Genomic DNA, 16,228 nt, shown 5'->3' with positions numbered 1-16,228 from the left:
AGCATCCGACCACCCGCTGCGAAAGGGAGAGTCATGGCTGCCGCCGCAAACACCCTCGAGGACGAACGTGAGCTGTTGGTCGGCTGCATCGAGGACGCCTTCGAGGCGATCCGGCTGCTACCGGGGCTGGACGCGAACGGCCCCGCTCTGGTCTGGCTCGCCGACCATCTCCTGGACACTCGCCGCCAGACCGCTAAGGAAAGTTAGACGGTCAGCAGACGGGCGCCGGGTAGTGATCCTTGATGGCACTCGGGGACAACCTCGCCGACTAACCCATATTCGATCTTGACGGCGATGTAGAGGTGATGTGCCCCGTTGAATCCGGACAGTCGCTATTAAGCTGTTTACGCTGCGGGCTGCTTTTTCGACGGAGCCGCCGGCGCGCCAGTAACCACTCCGGGAAGTACGACCCCGTCCGCACCTTCGGAATCGCCAGATCACTCGTTCCCGCGCGGGTCGCCCACTCCCGAATCCGGTACCCATTTCGACGCTTCGGCCGATTCGGTGATATTTCCCCGTACTCGGCGTTACAGACCCCGTCGACCTCGTGACGGACACCGTCGACCTCGGCGTTCATCAACTCCTCCGCGAACGCCTTCAACACCGAGCCCAACAGATCCGGACACGCCGACGGCCGCTCGGGGGTACGTACCCCCGAAGACAGACGTCGCGACGCTGGACCGTACCGCACGTGGCGCTGGACTCGGCGGGCCCGGTGAGCCGGACCGCCTTCACGGCGGACCACAACGCCGTCACGTAGAACAGTCGATGTTCGGAGAACATGATGACCATCGCCATCGATCCGCATCTCCGTCTGGTGCGTCCCGTCGAACCGCTCACCCCACAGGGGTGCGCCGAATGCCTGCGGATCGGCTCCCCCTGGGTGCACCTGAGGCTCTGCCTGACCTGCGGTCATGTCGGATGCTGCGACTCGTCGCCGTTGCGGCATGCCCGGGCCCACGCGCACGCAATCGGGCATCCCATCGTGCAGTCGTTCGAGCCGGGCGAGGACTGGCGGTGGTGCTACGTCGACGAGGTCTACGTCTGACGACGAGGTCCACTTCGGCACACCCCGTCCGACAGTCCGGCACTCTCCGGTCCGTCCACCTCGAACGGCCTGGTTGTTCTGAGGTGCCCGGACCGCGCAGGTTCACCCCTTCGTCCCGAGTCTGCGGTTGCCATCAAGGTACGCCCAGGGAAGCATGGTCTATGTAGTCAACAAGCAACCATGAGTTACGCTCGGAAGATCTGGATCATGAATCTACCCACCTGGGGGTAGGCCATTTCGCCAACGCGCCCCTGCGGTCGAAGCGTCCGACGCCGGGGCGTCCAGCACCCAGACCGCCTCCGCCGATTCGCCCTCCCGCGATCAGTTCACTGGCAGCTCCGGGTCCGGGTCCGAGCTCTGATCATCGATTTTCGTCGACCCTGATGGCGAACGGAGGATCCGATGCAGCCCAGCCAGGAGGACATCGGCGGCGCCGGGCCGGCGGCTGCCGGGCAGATCACCGAGACGCCGGACACCCACGGGGCCTACCCGCGTCTGGGTGTCGACCAGCTCGCCGCACTGGAGGCCGTCGGCCGACGACGCCCCACCACGGTCGGGGACCTGCTGTTTCGGGAAGGCGACCGGACGACCGACTTCTTCGTGGTGCTGTCCGGTCTGGTCGCTTCCGTCGATGGCTACGGGACTGCGCGCGAACGGCAGATCAGCCTGCACGGTGAACGTCGCTTCCTCGGTGAGCTCAGTCTGCTCTCCGGGCAGACGGCCTTCACCTCCGCGGTGGTCCGGAAATCCGGCGAGGTCCTTGCCGTCCCACTGGACCGGCTGCGGCGGCTCGTGGCGACCGATCCTGGCCTGGGGGACCTGGTACTGCGGGCCTACCTGGTGCGCCGGTGGCTCCTCGTCGGCCTGGGCGCGGGACTGCGCATCGTCGGGTCCCGCTACAGCCCCCAGGCCCGCCGGCTGCGGGATTTCGCCGCGCGCAACCGGCTGCCGCACCAGTGGGTCTGTCTGGAAAACGACCCGTCCGCCGAGGAGCTGCTGCGTACCCTCGCCGTCGAACCGGCGGACACCCCGGTGGTCGGCTGGGGACGACGGGTGCTGCGCAACCCGAGTATCGCGGAACTCGCGCGTGCGGTCGGACTGCCGGCGCCCGCCCAGGCGGGATCCACCTGGGATCTGATCGTCGTGGGCGCCGGCCCCGCCGGCCTGGCGGCGTCGGTGTACGGGGCATCCGAAGGACTGGCGACCGTCACGCTGGACTGCCTCGCCACTGGCGGGCAGGCCGCCACCTCCCCCCGGATCGAGAACTATCTCGGGTTTCCGTCCGGCATCTCCGGCGGCGATCTGGCCGAACGAGCGGTGCTGCAGGCGGAGAAGTTCGGAGCCTGCCTCAGCATGCCCTCCCGGGCCGTGGCCCTCGGCCGCAACGACGGGCTGCACCAGGTGACCCTCGACAATGGTGAGACGCTGGCTGCGCGGACCGTGGTAATCGCGACCGGGGCGCGGTACCGGGAGTTGACCGTGCCCGGCCTGCAGGAGTTTGAAGGCACGTCCGTCTTCCGCGCGGCGACGCTGGTCGAGGCCCAGACCTGCCGAGGCGATCCCGTCGTCGTGATAGGCGGCGGCAACTCGGCCGGACAGGCGGCGCTGTATCTGGCCCGGCACGCCGGCTTCGTGCACCTGTGCATCCGCCACGATGATCTGAGCCGCGACATGTCGCGGTACCTCGTCGACCAGATCGTCCGCAGCCCGTCCATTGAGGTGCGCCGGCACCGGGAGATCAGCGGCCTGCGCGGAGGGGGCACTCTGGAGGCCGTGATCCTCGAGGACAAGCAGACCGGCGCACAGGAGGAGGTGCCCGCCCGGGCCCTGTTCTTGTTCATCGGGGCCCGCCCGCACACGGACTGGCTCGCCGATCAGGTCGCCCTCGACGACCGGGGATTCGTCCGGACGGGGGTGGACGCCGAACCGGCCGCCGAACCGGACATGGCCGGCGACGGATCGCCCGATCCCTGCCCCCTGGTGCTGGAGACCAGCCGGCGCGGGGTGTTCGCGGTCGGGGACGTACGCAGCGGATCGGTGAAGCGGGTGGCCGCCGCGGTCGGCGAGGGCGCCATGGCCGTCCGTCTGGTCCACGAACGGCTCTACCGCGCCTAGCCGGGCGTCGTTTCTCAGCCGGGTGTCGGAAGGGTGTAACGCAGCAGCGCGCCGACCCGGTCGGTCGGTGATTCCGGCACGTCGGCCGGGACGCTGTGGACGGCGGCTCCGGTGCCCAGCGCGGCCCGGATGAGCGCATCCACCCGTCCAGCCCGGATCGGGTGGGCGACCGCCGGCAGGTCCGCGGGATCCAGCGCGACCTCACTGAGGTCCGGACCGATCCAGGCCGGCGCGCCGGCCGGGATCCCCTCGGCCAGCAGCAGGTCGCTCACCTGGGCCAGGCGCAGGGCAGCGACCGTGGCCCGCGGCCCGTCAGCGGCATCCAGCGCGATCCGGCCCCCGGATCGCGGTCCACCGCCCGTGTCCGCGGGACCCGACCCTTCCGGGTGGCCGACACCCGCCGCGGACACCGATCCGAGGGATCTCGGAACCGTCCCACTCGCCGCCCCGACCAGCGAGGTCGCGCGGCGGCGATACTGCTCGAACTCGGCCAGCAGACTCGCCGTCCGCCGGGTCCGCTGCTCGGCGAGCACGTCCATGACCCGACCGGCCAGATGGTCGTCGGACCCGTCCTGGGCGCGGCTACCCTCGACGACCACGACCCTGGTCGCGACCTCGACCGGCAGCTCCTCGCGGACCAGCGAGAGCTCCTTCTGATCACCGGCCAGGATCACCACCTCGGCGGCGATGTCGCGCGCGGCCCGGACGATGCGATCGGCGTCCTCCTTCGCACCGTGCTTCCAATGCTCCTCGACGCGGCGCTCATAGCGTCGCTGGGCCCAGCCTCCGGTGCGTGTCTTGTGCCATGGCGGCCGGGTCGTGTCCTCGGAGACGCCGCCGGCCGGCAGGGGACCGTCGGTGTAGGCGAGCACGTCGACCCCACGCCGATCGACCAGGGCGATCACGTGCGGGATCCGGCCGTCGGCCCAGTCGAGCAGCGGCAGCAGGTGTGGCAGCGGTCCGACCGCGACGACGTCGACATCCGACCGGCCAGGGAGCCATCGCGCGAACGGGACGTGGGCGGATCTGCCCTCGCCGACGGCCACGACCACGCGCGTCCCACCCTCACGGTGATGGGAGTCGCCCCGCTCGGCGAGCAGCGCATCGCGGGTAGCCGGCCCGACGCCCTGGCGTTCGAGATCGGCGAGGATGTCCGTCCACCGCAGGTCGTAGAGACGGGCGGCGTTCTCACGGGCATGATCTGTACTGGCGTACACGGTCACGACCGGACCATCGAAGTCATACAGGCTGCGCAGCTCGCTCATGTCCATGAGGCGCTCCTCGGCAGGTGACAGAAGCGGTGAACCGATTCGACGCCGCGGGCGAGCCCCTCGACCAGGACATCCCGTGGGCGGCCCATCGGACACCTACCTGAAGGGGTGCGCCTTGGGCGCGGACCCAAACCTGCCCACCACGCCGGCAACCCGGCCACCCGGCAACCTGGCCACCCGGGCCGCCCCGGCTGGCGTCGTGGGTCCCCCCTGCCGGTGCCGCGGATCACGCGGGCCACACCTGCCGCCGCCTCCGGAAAAGGACAGAGCTGGCATTCGCGGCATTCCGGTGCGGGCGCTCGCCGAAGCGGAGCAGCGGGGGGAAAAACGCCTTTGATGGGTCAGTTCCAGCTCGACAACACCGGGGACCAGCGAGGTTTCGACGGCAATGAGATTGGAATGCCAGCAGAATCGGCATCAGTGAAATCAGCCCGGGTCTGAACCTCCCGCGCAGGTCCGGGCCCTGGTGGGAGCCGCACACCATACCCAAGACACAGTTGGGCCCCGGAAGCACCGGAAAGTTTGACATGTGTCGTCAAGCGCGCTTTCTGGAGGGATGATGACAATTCTTGATGACGGACGGACGCGAGCGAACGAGGGCCCGGCGGCCCACGAAGATCGGCTCGGCACCGCCCTGGGATGGTTCAGTGTCGGACTGGGCACGGCCGAGATCGCCACCCCGGGGGCGATCACTCGAATCGTCGGGGTCGACAACTCGGCGACGAACCGGTTCATCTCGCGGACCCTGTGTGGTGCGCGCGAGCTGGCGGCCGGCATCGGAATCTTCGGGGACGAACGTCCGGGCCGTTGGCTGTGGGGACGGGTCGGGGGCGATGCCATCGATCTGTCGCTGCTGACCGCCGGTGTCTATCGGCACCGCTACGAGCCGACGCGCCTGGCCCGACTGCTCTTCGCCACCGGTTCGGTCATCGGCGTGACGGTACTCGATGTGATCGCCGCCCGGCGTCATGCCGGCCCACGACGCGTGTCCGGGCACACGGCGCGGGCGCGGGCGACCACCACGGTCCGCCGCACGCCCGAGGATCTGTACCGCCAGTGGCATGACTTCGATGCGTTGCCGTCGTTCATGTACCACCTCGACTCGGTGCACACGACCAACGGCACCTCGCACTGGAAGGCGAAGGGGCCCGCCGGTACGAAGGTCGAATGGGATGCGGAGATCGTCGACGACCGTCCGGACGAGTTGATCGCCTGGCGGTCGGTGAAGGGCTCGAAAGTCCACAACGCCGGGACGGTGCGCTTCCTGCCGGCACCGGGCGATCGTGGGACCGAGGTCCATGTCGACCTGCAATACGACATTCCCGGGGGCACGCCGGGGTACGCGGTGGCGAAGCTGCTCGGCGAGGAGCCGAGCCAGCAGATCACCGACGATCTGCGGCGTTTCAAGCAGCTGATGGAGACCGGTGAGGTCGTCCGTTCGGAAGGCAGTCCGACCGGAGCCCGCAACGCCGTGCATCTGCTCGGGCAGCACCCAGCCCAACCGCTCGGCTGATCGTGCGTTCGGCTGGCCTCGCCACCCGGTTTTTCGTCGAGGGCCAGCATAACCGCCAAAAAGAGCCAGCGCTACCATCCTGAATTGTCGGAGGGCTGATTCATGCGAGCGAACTGTTGGCTCGGTCGGGGCGAGGTTGAGGTCGTCCAGGTACCCGAGCCGAAGATTCTCAACAGCCGCGACGCGATCGTTCGGATCACCAAGACCGCCATCTGCGGATCCGATCTGCATCTCTACAACGGATTCGTGCCCACGATGAAGAAGGGGGACGTACTGGGGCACGAATTCATGGGTGAGGTCGTCGACGTGGGCCGAGGGGTCGAGAACCTCAGCGTCGGTGACCGGGTCGTCGTGCCGTTCCCCATCGCGTGCGGACGGTGCAACACCTGCCTCGCGGGCGACTACTCGGTGTGCGAGAACTCGAATCCGAACGCCGCGCTGGCGGAGAAAATCCTCGGACACGCCCCCGCCGGCATCTTCGGATACTCCCACATGCTCGGCGGCTACCCCGGCGGGCAGGCCGAGTACGCCCGGGTGCCGTTCGCCGACGTCGGCCCCATCAAGATCGAGGACGACCTGCCGGACGAGCGCGTGCTGTTCCTCTCCGACATCCTGCCCACCGGGTACATGGGGGCCGAGTTCTGCGACATCACCCCCGGCGACGTCATCGCCGTCTGGGGAGCCGGGCCCGTCGGCCAGTTCGCCATCGCCAGCGCCTACCTGCTCGGCGCCGAGCGGGTCATCGCCATCGACCGCTTCCCCTACCGGCTGGCAATGGCCCGCGACAAGGCAGGGGCGGAAGTCATCAACTACGAGGAGACGGACGTCCGCGAAGCGCTGCTCGAGATGACCGGCGGACGCGGACCCGACGCCTGCATCGACGCCGTCGGCCTGGAGGCGCACCACGCCTCGCCGGCCGCCTACTCCTATGACCGGGCGAAGCAGGTCACGGGGCTGGAGAGTGACCGGCCGTTCGCCCTTCGCGAGGCCATCCGGAACTGTAAGAACGGCGGCATCGTCTCCGTCATCGGTGTCTACGGCGGCCTGGTCGACAAGTTCCCGATAGGATCTTTGATGAACCGGGGACTGACGTTGCGGGCGGGCCAGTGCCACGTGCAGCGCTACCTGCGGCCACTGCTCGACCGGATCCGCGCCGGTCAGATTGATCCGAGCTTCGTCATCACGCACCGTCTCAGCCTCGACAACGCCCCCGAGGGATTCGCCACGTTCAAGAACAAGGAAGACGAGTGCGTCAAGGTGGTCCTGACCCCCTGACGCTCGACCACATTCGCTGGGCCACGCACGGGTAATCGGCCGAACGCGGCCGTGCCGCTGGCCCAGCGGTGTCCAACATGGGATCCCCACCACCGCCCGAGGCGGGCATCAGCCCAGAGCGTCGGTGATCGGCGCGTCCGTCCCCATCGTCACGATCAGCTTCTGGTTGGCGAACTCCTTGATGCCGAGGTGGGACAACTCCCGGCCGTAGCCGGACCGCTTGATGCCGCCGAAGGGCAGTTCCGGCTCGGATGACGTCGGATGGTTAATCCACACCATCCCGCTCTCGATCCGGCTGGCGACCGCACGCGCCCGGGAGATGTCGCTGCTGAACACCGCACCGCCGAGACCGTAAGGCGAGTCGTTCGCCAAGGAGACCGCCTCGTCATCGTCTTGTACCCGATAGACGACCGCGATCGGTCCGAACAGCTCCTCGCGAAAGGCGCGCATCTTCGGCGTGACGCCGACGAGGACCGTGGGTTGCACGAACGCTCCAGGGCGGTCGACGCGCCCGCCGCCGACGACCGCGCTCGCTCCCTTGTCCAGCGCGTCGCGGACCTGGTCCACCAGCGTCCGGGCGGCCTGCTCAGAGCACACCGGTGCCAGCGTGGTGGCCTCGTCGACGGGGTCGCCTGGAACCAGCTCGCGCATCCGTCCGGCCAGCGCGGTCACAAACCGGTCGAATACCCCGGATATCACGATCACCCGCTTAGCGCTCACGCAGCTTTGCCCCATGTTGTGCAGCCGGCCGACCAGGGCCGCTTCGACGGTGCGGTCAAGGTTGTTGTCATCGAGCACGATGAACGGGTCGCTGCCGCCCAGCTCGAGGACGCTCTTCTTGACGTTTCGGCCAGCGGTCTCACCGACGCTGACACCGGCCCGGTCGCTTCCGGTCAGCGATGCGCCCCGAACGACATCAGACTCGATCACCCGGTAGACCTCGCGGCCGGGAACCAGGATGGTGGTGTACACGCCTCGCGGCGCGCCCGCGTCGGCGAACAGCTCCTCGACGGCTAGCGCCGACTGTGGCGTATTACTTGCGGGCTTGAGCAGAACGGTGTTCCCCAACACCAGGTTGGGCGCCGCGAACCGGACGGTCTGGTAAACCGGGAAGTTCCAGGGCTGGACGCCAAGGATCACCCCAAGCGGATCATTGATGATAGCGGCCGAACCATCCTTGAAATCCAGCGGCTCGTCGGCGAGCAGCACGGAGGCCGTGTCGGCGTAGTACTGCAGGATCCGCGCGGAAAGGTCAATCTCGACGCGGCTGTGCCGGATGAGCTTGCCCATCTCAAGCGTCACCAGCCGGGCCAGGTGCTCGGTGCGCTCACGCACCAGCTGCGCGGCTCGACCGACCAGCGCGGCCCGTTCGTCAACGCTGGTACCGCGCCAGGACTGAAATGCCTGGTGTGCCTCTCGGACCGCGTGGTCGACGGCCTGCTCGCACATCGGCGGGAACTCGCACATAATTTCGTTATTATATGGGTTGATGCTGGCGATTGGACCATGATGGACCGCGGAAGACGTAGGCATGAGCTGTTCCCTCCTCGACGTTCCGGACACATGCGTCCCTAGAGCGAACACCGGGCAAAGGCGAATGTGTATCCTCAGCACGACCTAGCTTGGTTTACCCGGTGGTCTTGGTCGTAGTCCGACAGGACGGCGCGGGGGCGGGCCTTCAGCCGGCCGTAGCGACGATCCGTGCACACCTGCCACCGATCCACGTCGAACCAGGCGTGACCGCCGGCGTCCACCTGGTAGCTACCCCTCCGATGCCGGGAGTGGGAGCGTTGGGGTGGGTGGGGGGTGTGACCAGGAGGCAGCCCTGGCCTGGCCGGAGTGCTCACCGGTCCGGGTGAGAGTGGCAAGGGCGGGTACGTCTTTCTGAACCGGGTGGTCAGGGGCAGGCCGAGTTCCCGCAGGCGGGCGGCGAACTCGGCTGCTGTGGTGAACATGGGCGTGCATTTCGGTGGATTGTGCGGCGTGGCGGAAGGCGTGCATGGTGTAGCGCGTATCACCCGGTGGTGCGAGAGGTCCGGGAAGATGGTGGGCATGGATCAACTTGGTGCCGCGCTGCGGGCGTGGCGGGACCGGCTGGACCCCGCGGCGGTGGGCTTCGCGCACGGCTCGCCCCGTCGGGTTCCCGGTCTGCGACGCGCGGAGCTGGCGACGCTGGCCGGCATCTCGGTCGAGTACGTGGTCCGACTCGAGCAGGGACGGGTGCCAACCCCCTCGGCGCAGGTCTGTTCCGCTCTGGCTCGCGCCCTGCACCTGTCCGACGACGAGCATGCGCACCTTCTACGCATGGCCGGTCACGCCGCGGACCCGAGCCGGGTTCCACGGATGATCCCGGGAAGCCTGTACCGGATCGTGGACCAGCTCGCCGGCAATCCGCTGGCGATCCACGACGCCACCTGGCAGTTGCTGCACTGGAATCCGCTGTTCGCGGCCACATTCGGCGATCCGACGGTCCGTGACATGGGAGACCGGAACGTCCTGGTCTGGCAGTTCCTGGGCGAGCTGCCCCGGGTCCGGCAGAGCTCAGCCGAGCAGGTGGCGTTCGAGGAGTCCATCGTCGCCGACCTGCGCGCTACCACGAGCCGGTATCCCGACGATCCCGACGTCGCGACGCTGATCTCGAGGTTGAACCGTAGCCCACGGTTCTGCCAGTTGTGGAGCCGCCGATCGGTCGGTGGCCACGAGAGCTCGCACAAACTGGTCGAACACCCGGACGTCGGAGACATCGCCTTGAACACCGGCGTCCTCACCACCCAGGACACGAACCTACGCCTGGTGGTGTACACACCGCAGCCGGACACCGACGCCCGCAGCAGACTCGATTTCCTTGCCGCCATCGGTGTCCAGAGGATGTCGCCTCAGGGATGAGGACCCGAGTTCCGCCTCGTCCGGTGGACCAGGCTGCCTCCCGGGGGCTCAGCATCGAGTCCGTGAACAGCGCACGACGATGCCGTTCGGAGTCAGGAGGAGTCAGCATGACCACCACGTTCATCACGGGGGCCAACAAGTCTCTCGGTCTGGAAACCGCTCGTCGCCTCGTCGAGACGGGGCACACCGTCCTCATCGGTGCCCGCGACCCTGAACGCGGCCGGGCTGCGGCCGGGTCGCTCGGCGCCCGGTTCGTCCAGATCGACGTGACCGACGATGCCTCGGCTGCGGCCGGGTCGCTCGGCGCCCGGTTCGTCCAGATCGACGTGACCGACGATGCCTCGGTCGAAGCTGCGGCCGCCGACGTCGCCGCGCACGAGGGAATGATCGACGTCCTCGTCAACAACGCCGGCGTCCTCGGCCGGGTCGGCCCCGTCGAGGAGTACACCGCAGCCGACGTGAGCGCCGTGCTCGACGTGAACGTCATCGGGATCGTGCGCGTCACACACGCGTTCCTCCCGCTGCTGCGCAAGTCGTCGAACCCGGTCATCGTCAACGTGTCCAGTGGGATGGGTTCCTTCGGCTTGACCCAGGACCCGGCGCGGATCGAGTCCCAGTACGCCCTGCCCCTCTACTCCGCCTCGAAGGCCGCGGTCACAATGCTCACGGCACAGTACGCCAGGGAAATGAAGGACGTGAAGGTCAACGCCGCCGACCCCGGGCAGACCGCAACCGACTTCACCGGCGGCCTCGGACACAGCATCGCCGCGGGCGCCGAGTCCATCGTGACCCTCGCGACGATTGGCCCGGACGGGCCGACGGGACAGTTCATCGACCGGTTTGGGAACCTGCCATGGTGAACCTGCCCTGAGCCGGACCGCCGACCCGCCGGGGGCGTCGGGGCACCGGAACACCGGAACACCGCTCGATCGTCCGCTGCCGACTCATCAGTGCGGGGCGTTCGCAAACCGTCGACGACGAGGTCGAGCAGGCGGACATCCTGTTCCCGCCGATCGGGTTCACCCGCCATCAGGGAGCGACAGTGAAGGTGGGGGTGGTGTTGTCGGAGCCGCGCCACAGATACGCGGTGAGAGCTTGTCCTCGCTCGCGCTCGTCGTGGGGATTGGTGGGCAGCGGCCAGCGGGTCTGCTCGTAGAGGATGGTGCGGTGTTGGTCGTAGGCAGCCTCGATGAGGTCGCCGAACACCTGCGCTCGCCCGGGTATCACGGCGGTCACGGTGGTGAGGGCGAGTCCGAGACCGACCGGGATCACGAGCGGCGTGAAAGGAGTGAAGGCGCACAGCAGGATGCCCCAGAGGGTCGCGGCCACGGCGTTGTTGAGCGCGGCGCGGGCCGCCAGCAGGTCGGCGCGGGTGGTCTCGGGGAGAGCCGGCCACAGGCGAGGCCATAAGAGGACGGTGTCGAGGCCGTACTTGTCGATGGGCCGGCGTTCGGCGGCGCGCAGGATGTTCCCGATCGGGGTGGGTAGAAAGTAGCCGGGAGCCGAGGGGCGGCGTCGGCGGCGGCGTTCCAACCGGGCGTACATGGCGAGTTGGTCGACGGTGGGGGTCGCCGTGTTTGTGACCAGCGTGTGGGCGGCCTGCCACGCCGGGGCGTCCGCGGCGGCCCGGTCGGACAGCCAGGAGGCGAGCCGCCGACGGAGCGGACCGGTCCACCTCGGCCAGTAGCCCTCCAACAGCCGCAGCACAGGGGTGGTGAGCCGCTCCACGACCAGCGCGGAGGCGGCCACGGCCAGCAGGACGGTCACGATCGCGGCGATCTGGGTGGCGCCGGTTTGCCGGTCGAGCCAGCGGGTCTGCACGGTCAGGGTGTGCAAGCCACCTCTGTGGTAGGACCAGGCGGCCAGGCCGGTGAGCCAGAACAGCAGCGCTGGGGCGGAGATGGCGGCCCACCGGTCGGCGAGTCTCCCCCCGACCGAGGACCAGAACGCCGACAGCATCGGCGGGTCAGCTCCGGGTCAGCGGCTGGAGGTGACCCGTGGTGGGGCACGGTGGGATCGAGGTGCCAAGGTCAGGCCGGTACCAGACGAAGTCGCCGGCCGGACAGATGTAGCGGTCGGCGGCCACCGGGGCGAGGTCACCAGCGGGGGCGGCCGCCCCGATCCCACGGCTGATGAAGAGCTGCTCGTAAGGCGGCCGGTAGTCGGGCGCGTCGTGCAGTACCTGGGCCAGGAACCAGGCAGTGTCGTCGTCCGCGTCCAGCACGAGCCGTAGCCGGGACGCGATCGCCGAGGCGTCGGCGTCGGCGTCGGCCGCGAACGCCTCGACGATCGCCGCATCCACGTCCCCCGCAGCGGCTGGTCCGATCAGGGCTTCCAGGTAAGGGCGGATCGCCCGAGCCGCCTCCACCACTCCGTCTTCATCGCCGGCCATGGTCTCCCCCGTACGTCGACGTCGTTTTCCATCCCCATCATGATCCAGCCCGACAAAGCCCTCGACATCGACGGCACTACCACCGTCAGCCTCCTCGTCGCGTCGCCTCAGCGGCCTGGTCAGGCGCCGGCGTGCACGTGGGACGCCCACACCGACGGCCGGCCAGGCCAGCGGCGACGCAGGTCGCGAGTCGCTGCGTGGACGGCGCCGGCGACGTCGCCGGTGGCGTCCACGCGGGCGTAGATGTCGGCGGCGATCTCGACGGCGGGCCGGTCGCCGACCGGCCACAGGGTGGCGATCACATGCCGGTAGCCCGCGAGTTGGAACGCTGAAGCCAGGTGGATCGCCTCGTCGGTCAGCCGCGCGCCGGGACGGGCGGTTTCGCAGGCGGACAGGAACGCCAGTTCGGCGTCGTGCAGACGCAGCCGGGCCACCTCGACCACGGTCAACGGCCGGGTCTGGTGGTCGGCCAGGAGCAGCCGGCTGTTCGAGGGGTCGCTGAGTTCAGCGGTCCCGTGGCAGGCGAAATGAGCCCACCGCGCCCCGGGCAACACGTCCAGGACGGCTCGGCGGGTCGCGTCCGGCCCGGTCAGGACGTCGACCCGGCTACCGAACCGCTTCCGGAGCGCCTCGACCTCATCCCCGGCGCCGGGTAGATCGGCCTCGCCTGGCGTCGCGGGCATCGCCACCGCCAACAGCCGGCCGTCGCCCACGCCGACCCGGTCGTACCCGTCGCCCTCGGGCTCGCCGTCGCGGGGCGGGCCCGTCCGCCGCGCATAGGCCAGCGCCCGGATCGTCGGCGTGTAGGACGAGATCACCCGATCGATCACGGTCGCCGGGCTCGGGCCGAACCGGCTGGCGCTCTGCCCGGCGGCGTGTATCGGCAGGAACGCCAGCAGCCCCGAGGTGCACCACCACAGGCGCGGCCACGGCTCGCCCGCCGCCGGCGGACCGGTGATCCCCAGCCGCGTCAACACCGGGCCGGCGATGCTGTCCCACAGCCAGCCGAGAGTGTCCTCGAGCCGCTGCTCCAGCGTCGCGCCTGGCGTGGTGGCCGCGAACGCCTCGGTGAAGGCGATGACCCGGTCGGTGACCGTCTCCGGGGTCAGTCCGGCCAGGGGCACCACCTCGATGGCGTCGCCGGTCACGATCAGCGCGTACGAACCGAACGAGGACACCGCGACCACCACCACCGGGTCGCCGTCGGTCGCCGCCTGGAGGTCCGCGACCGGCGAGGGCCGGAGGAACCCGCCGAACCCGGGTAGCTCGCGGATTTCTTTCACCAGCCCGTCGAACGCGGCGGCCGCCGTCTGCCGACGCCGGCCCTCCGAGCGGATCGCACCGGCCGACTCGATGGTCAGAGGATCGCCCGGCGCGACCGGCAGTGGCGTCGGGTATCCAGTGCCGGCGAACTCGCCGACCGAGTCGAGCTCGTCCCGCAGAGAGACGAACCGGGTCGCGACGTCGGGATGCTGTTCGGCGAGGACGGTCACGTCTGCGCGGGTGTCCAACGCCTGCCCGAGCAGTACCCCCCGCCCCTGCTCGAACAGCTCCACCGCGTGCCCGGCCAGGCCGGCGCGCACACAGCACACCGCCGCGTCAGCGCCGAGGTCACCCACCTGAGCCACGAGGTGCTCCTGATCGGCGCGAGTGAGGCTGCGCGGCGCCAACCGTCCCAGCATTTCCACGGCCGCCTCGAATCCCGCCACCCCGTCCAGCCACCGGCCCCCAGCCGCGGCCGCGCCCGCCCAGCCGAGTGCCGCCACCGTCCGGACCCGCGGCGACGCCGCCGCTACCGCGAAGGCCTGCCGTCCGACCTCGATGGCCTCGTCCAGGTCCGTCTCCCGCCCGACCCGCTCGAAGCGGCGGCGCAGCGCTCGTCCGAAGTTGGACAGCATCGCGGCCCGGGCGGGGTGGTCGGCGGGGACGGCGTCCACCGCCTCCCGGCCCACGGCGATCGCCTCGTCCAGGTCAGCCGCCCGCCCCACCCGCTCGAACCGAAGACGCAGGACGAGACCGAGGTTGCTCAGCCGCGCGGCGCGTTCGGGGTGACCGGTGGGAGTTGCGTCGAGCGCCTGCCGGCCCACCGCGATCGCCTCGTCCAGGTCCGCCGCCCGCCCGGCCCGCTCGTACTGGTTACGCAGGGCGTTTCCGAGGTTGGACAGGATCCCGGCCGCGAAGGGGTGGTCGCCGGGGACGGCGTTCACCGCCTCCCGGCCGACGGCGATCGCCTCGTCCAGGTCCGCCGCCCACCCGGCCCACTCGAACCGGAGACGCAGGGCGATTGCCAGGTTGGCCCGCGCCGTGGCCCGGAGGAAGTCGTCACCGAGCGGGGCGGCGACCGCCTGCCGGCCGATCTCCACCGCATCATCCAGGTCGGCCCGCTGCCCGACCCGCTCAAACCGGGCTTGCAGCGCGGCGCCGAGATTGGACAACGTCGCGGCGCGATACGGATGATCAGCAGGGGTTGCCTCGACCGCCTGCCGGCCGATCTCGATCGCCTCGTCCTGGTCGCTCCGCTGCCCCGTGCGCTCGAAGCGCGTGCGCAGGGCGATCCCGAGGTTTGACAGATACCCCGCACGTCCGGGGTGATCGCCGGGGACGGCGTTCATGGCCTGCCGACCGACCTCGATCGCGTCCTCAAGGTCCGCCAGCTGCCCGACCCGCTCGAACCGGGTCAGCAGGGCCGCGCCGAGGTTCGACAGCATCGCGGCCCGGTCCGGGTGATCGGCGGGGCTCGCGTCGAGCGCCTGCCGGCCGAGTTCGATCGCACCCTCGAGGTCGGCCTGCTGTCCGGCCCGCTCGAACCGGGTGCGCAGATCGGCCCCGAGGTTCGACAGGTACAGGGCGTAGTCGGGGTGATCGCGAGGGGTGGCGTTCGCCACCTTTCGGATGACGTCAATCGCGTCGTCAAGGTCTCGTTGCTGCCCGACCAGCGCGTACCGGGCCTGCAGTGCGACACCGAGGTTGGACAGCATCGCGGCGCGGCCGGGATGATCGGCGGGGGCGACGTCGAGCGCCTGCCGGCCGACCGCGATCGCGTCGTTCAGGTCTGCCGGCCGCTCAAGCCGTTCGAACCGGGTGCGCAGGGCGGCGCCGAGGTTCGTCAGGCACATGGCGTGGTCGGGGTGATCGCGGGGGGTGGCGTTCGCCGCCTGCCGGCCGACCGAGATCGCGTCCTCAAGGTCCGCCAGCTGCCCGACCCGCTCGAACCGGGTCTGCAGGGCCGCGCCGAGGTTCGACAGCGTCGCGCCGCGGTCGGGGTGATCGGCGGGGGTGGCGTCGACCGCCTGCCGGTAGACCTCTATCGCATCATCGAGATCCCTCGGCTGCCCAATCTGTCCGAAGCGGGCCGCCAAGGAGACGCCCTGGTTGAACAGGTAATCGGCGCGGTCAGGGTGGCCCCTGGGGACGGCGTTCGCTGCCAGCCGGCCGATCTCAATCGCATCGTCGAGGTCAACCAGCCGCCCGGCCCGCTCGAACCGGACCTGTAAGGCGCCTGAGAGATCGGACAGCATCGCGGCGCGGCCGGGGTCGTCGGCGGGGGTGGCGTCCACGGCTTGTCGGAGCAGATCGATCGCGGTGTTGAGCGCGCGAGCACCACCGGTCCGCATCGTCTCGCGCAGCAGAGCGAACGCTCGGGTCGCCGAGGCTTGGGGACTGGGGGCCGAACGGTTCCGGGCCTTCCTGAACAAGGCGTGCACTCCTCCGAAACGGCGTCGAGATCG

At 69.6% G+C, this 16,228-nt stretch carries 12 protein-coding genes and 1 pseudogene; 7 read left to right on the top strand and 6 right to left on the bottom strand.

Annotation, left to right across the window (positions count from 1 at the left end; all coding sequences use genetic code 11):
• The first annotated feature begins 33 nt into the window (after nt 1-33).
• Nucleotides 34-207, top strand: coding sequence for a hypothetical protein (locus ND748_RS00765; RefSeq protein WP_251743352.1), 174 nt, complete (start codon nt 34-36; stop codon nt 205-207).
• Nucleotides 208-373: 166 nt separating this feature from the next.
• Here ND748_RS00765 and ND748_RS00760 read toward each other — a convergent pair.
• Nucleotides 374-664, bottom strand: a pseudogene (locus ND748_RS00760) (transposase); the annotation flags it as partial.
• A 120-nt stretch (nt 665-784) separates the two neighbouring features.
• Between ND748_RS00760 and ND748_RS00755 the strand changes: the two are divergent.
• Complete coding sequence (locus ND748_RS00755) at nt 785-1,048, top strand: UBP-type zinc finger domain-containing protein (RefSeq protein ID WP_009739177.1); 264 nt, start codon at nt 785-787, stop codon at nt 1,046-1,048.
• 402 nt (nt 1,049-1,450) lie between these two features.
• Nucleotides 1,451-3,163 (top strand): FAD-dependent oxidoreductase, encoded by a 1,713-nt coding sequence (locus ND748_RS00750; RefSeq protein ID WP_251743351.1) that lies wholly within the window; start codon nt 1,451-1,453, stop codon nt 3,161-3,163.
• A 14-nt stretch (nt 3,164-3,177) separates the two neighbouring features.
• Here the strand turns inward: ND748_RS00750 and ND748_RS00745 are convergent, their stop codons facing one another.
• A complete protein-coding gene (locus ND748_RS00745; protein WP_251743350.1) occupies nt 3,178-4,434 on the bottom strand; it encodes a Vms1/Ankzf1 family peptidyl-tRNA hydrolase in 1,257 nt (418 codons plus the stop codon).
• 559 nt (nt 4,435-4,993) lie between these two features.
• Here ND748_RS00745 and ND748_RS00740 point away from each other — a divergent pair.
• The gene (locus tag ND748_RS00740; RefSeq protein WP_251743349.1) at nt 4,994-5,947 is read left to right on the top strand and encodes an SRPBCC family protein; all 954 of its coding nucleotides are present in this window, start codon (nt 4,994-4,996) and stop codon (nt 5,945-5,947) included.
• A gap of 102 nt (nt 5,948-6,049) precedes the next feature.
• Nucleotides 6,050-7,222 (top strand): zinc-dependent alcohol dehydrogenase, encoded by a 1,173-nt coding sequence (locus ND748_RS00735; protein WP_251743348.1) that lies wholly within the window; start codon nt 6,050-6,052, stop codon nt 7,220-7,222.
• Nucleotides 7,223-7,330: 108 nt separating this feature from the next.
• Here ND748_RS00735 and ND748_RS00730 read toward each other — a convergent pair whose 3' ends face one another.
• On the bottom strand, nt 7,331-8,755 hold the full coding sequence (locus tag ND748_RS00730; protein ID WP_285901412.1) for an NAD-dependent succinate-semialdehyde dehydrogenase: 1,425 nt from the start codon (nt 8,753-8,755) through the stop codon (nt 7,331-7,333).
• Nucleotides 8,756-9,274: 519 nt separating this feature from the next.
• Here ND748_RS00730 and ND748_RS00725 point away from each other — a divergent pair.
• Nucleotides 9,275-10,108 carry a helix-turn-helix transcriptional regulator gene (locus ND748_RS00725; RefSeq protein WP_251743346.1) on the top strand — a complete coding sequence of 278 codons (834 nt, stop codon included), beginning with the start codon at nt 9,275-9,277 and terminating at the stop codon, nt 10,106-10,108.
• 107 nt (nt 10,109-10,215) lie between these two features.
• The gene (locus ND748_RS00720; protein WP_251743345.1) at nt 10,216-10,968 is read left to right on the top strand and encodes an SDR family NAD(P)-dependent oxidoreductase; all 753 of its coding nucleotides are present in this window, start codon (nt 10,216-10,218) and stop codon (nt 10,966-10,968) included.
• Between the two features lie 169 nt (nt 10,969-11,137).
• Here the strand turns inward: ND748_RS00720 and ND748_RS00715 are convergent, their stop codons facing one another.
• From ND748_RS00715 to ND748_RS33690, 3 genes are all read right to left on the bottom strand, one after another.
• Nucleotides 11,138-12,067: a hypothetical protein gene (locus ND748_RS00715; RefSeq protein WP_251743344.1), complete on the bottom strand. Its 930-nt coding sequence runs from the start codon at nt 12,065-12,067 to the stop codon at nt 11,138-11,140.
• A 7-nt stretch (nt 12,068-12,074) separates the two neighbouring features.
• Complete coding sequence (locus ND748_RS00710) at nt 12,075-12,500, bottom strand: hypothetical protein (RefSeq protein ID WP_251743343.1); 426 nt, start codon at nt 12,498-12,500, stop codon at nt 12,075-12,077.
• Between the two features lie 119 nt (nt 12,501-12,619).
• A complete protein-coding gene (locus ND748_RS33690) occupies nt 12,620-16,195 on the bottom strand; it encodes a CHAT domain-containing protein (RefSeq protein WP_285901411.1) in 3,576 nt (1,191 codons plus the stop codon).
• Nucleotides 16,196-16,228: the final 33 nt, after the last annotated feature.

The organism is Frankia sp. AiPs1 (assembly GCF_023716945.1).
GTDB lineage: Bacteria > Actinomycetota > Actinomycetes > Frankiales > Frankiaceae > Frankia.
The sequence above is the reverse complement of the archived record's forward strand: the minus strand, read 5'-3'. Positions and strand labels throughout refer to the sequence as shown.

Excerpts from the sequence above, each read along its gene's own strand:
- ND748_RS00765 (WP_251743352.1), top strand. The coding sequence starts at position 34 with ATGGCTGCCGCCGCAAACACCCTCGAGGACGAACGTGAGCTGTTGGTC.
- ND748_RS00750 (WP_251743351.1), top strand. The coding sequence starts at position 1,451 with ATGCAGCCCAGCCAGGAGGACATCGGCGGCGCCGGGCCGGCGGCTGCC.
- ND748_RS00755 (WP_009739177.1), top strand. The coding sequence starts at position 785 with ATGACCATCGCCATCGATCCGCATCTCCGTCTGGTGCGTCCCGTCGAA.
- ND748_RS00715 (WP_251743344.1), bottom strand. The coding sequence starts at position 12,067 with ATGCTGTCGGCGTTCTGGTCCTCGGTCGGGGGGAGACTCGCCGACCGG.
- ND748_RS00720 (WP_251743345.1), top strand. The coding sequence starts at position 10,216 with ATGACCACCACGTTCATCACGGGGGCCAACAAGTCTCTCGGTCTGGAA.
- ND748_RS00735 (WP_251743348.1), top strand. The coding sequence starts at position 6,050 with ATGCGAGCGAACTGTTGGCTCGGTCGGGGCGAGGTTGAGGTCGTCCAG.
- ND748_RS00730 (WP_285901412.1), bottom strand. The coding sequence starts at position 8,755 with ATGCCTACGTCTTCCGCGGTCCATCATGGTCCAATCGCCAGCATCAAC.
- ND748_RS00710 (WP_251743343.1), bottom strand. The coding sequence starts at position 12,500 with ATGGCCGGCGATGAAGACGGAGTGGTGGAGGCGGCTCGGGCGATCCGC.
- ND748_RS00725 (WP_251743346.1), top strand. The coding sequence starts at position 9,275 with ATGGATCAACTTGGTGCCGCGCTGCGGGCGTGGCGGGACCGGCTGGAC.
- ND748_RS00745 (WP_251743350.1), bottom strand. The coding sequence starts at position 4,434 with ATGGACATGAGCGAGCTGCGCAGCCTGTATGACTTCGATGGTCCGGTC.
- ND748_RS00740 (WP_251743349.1), top strand. The coding sequence starts at position 4,994 with ATGACAATTCTTGATGACGGACGGACGCGAGCGAACGAGGGCCCGGCG.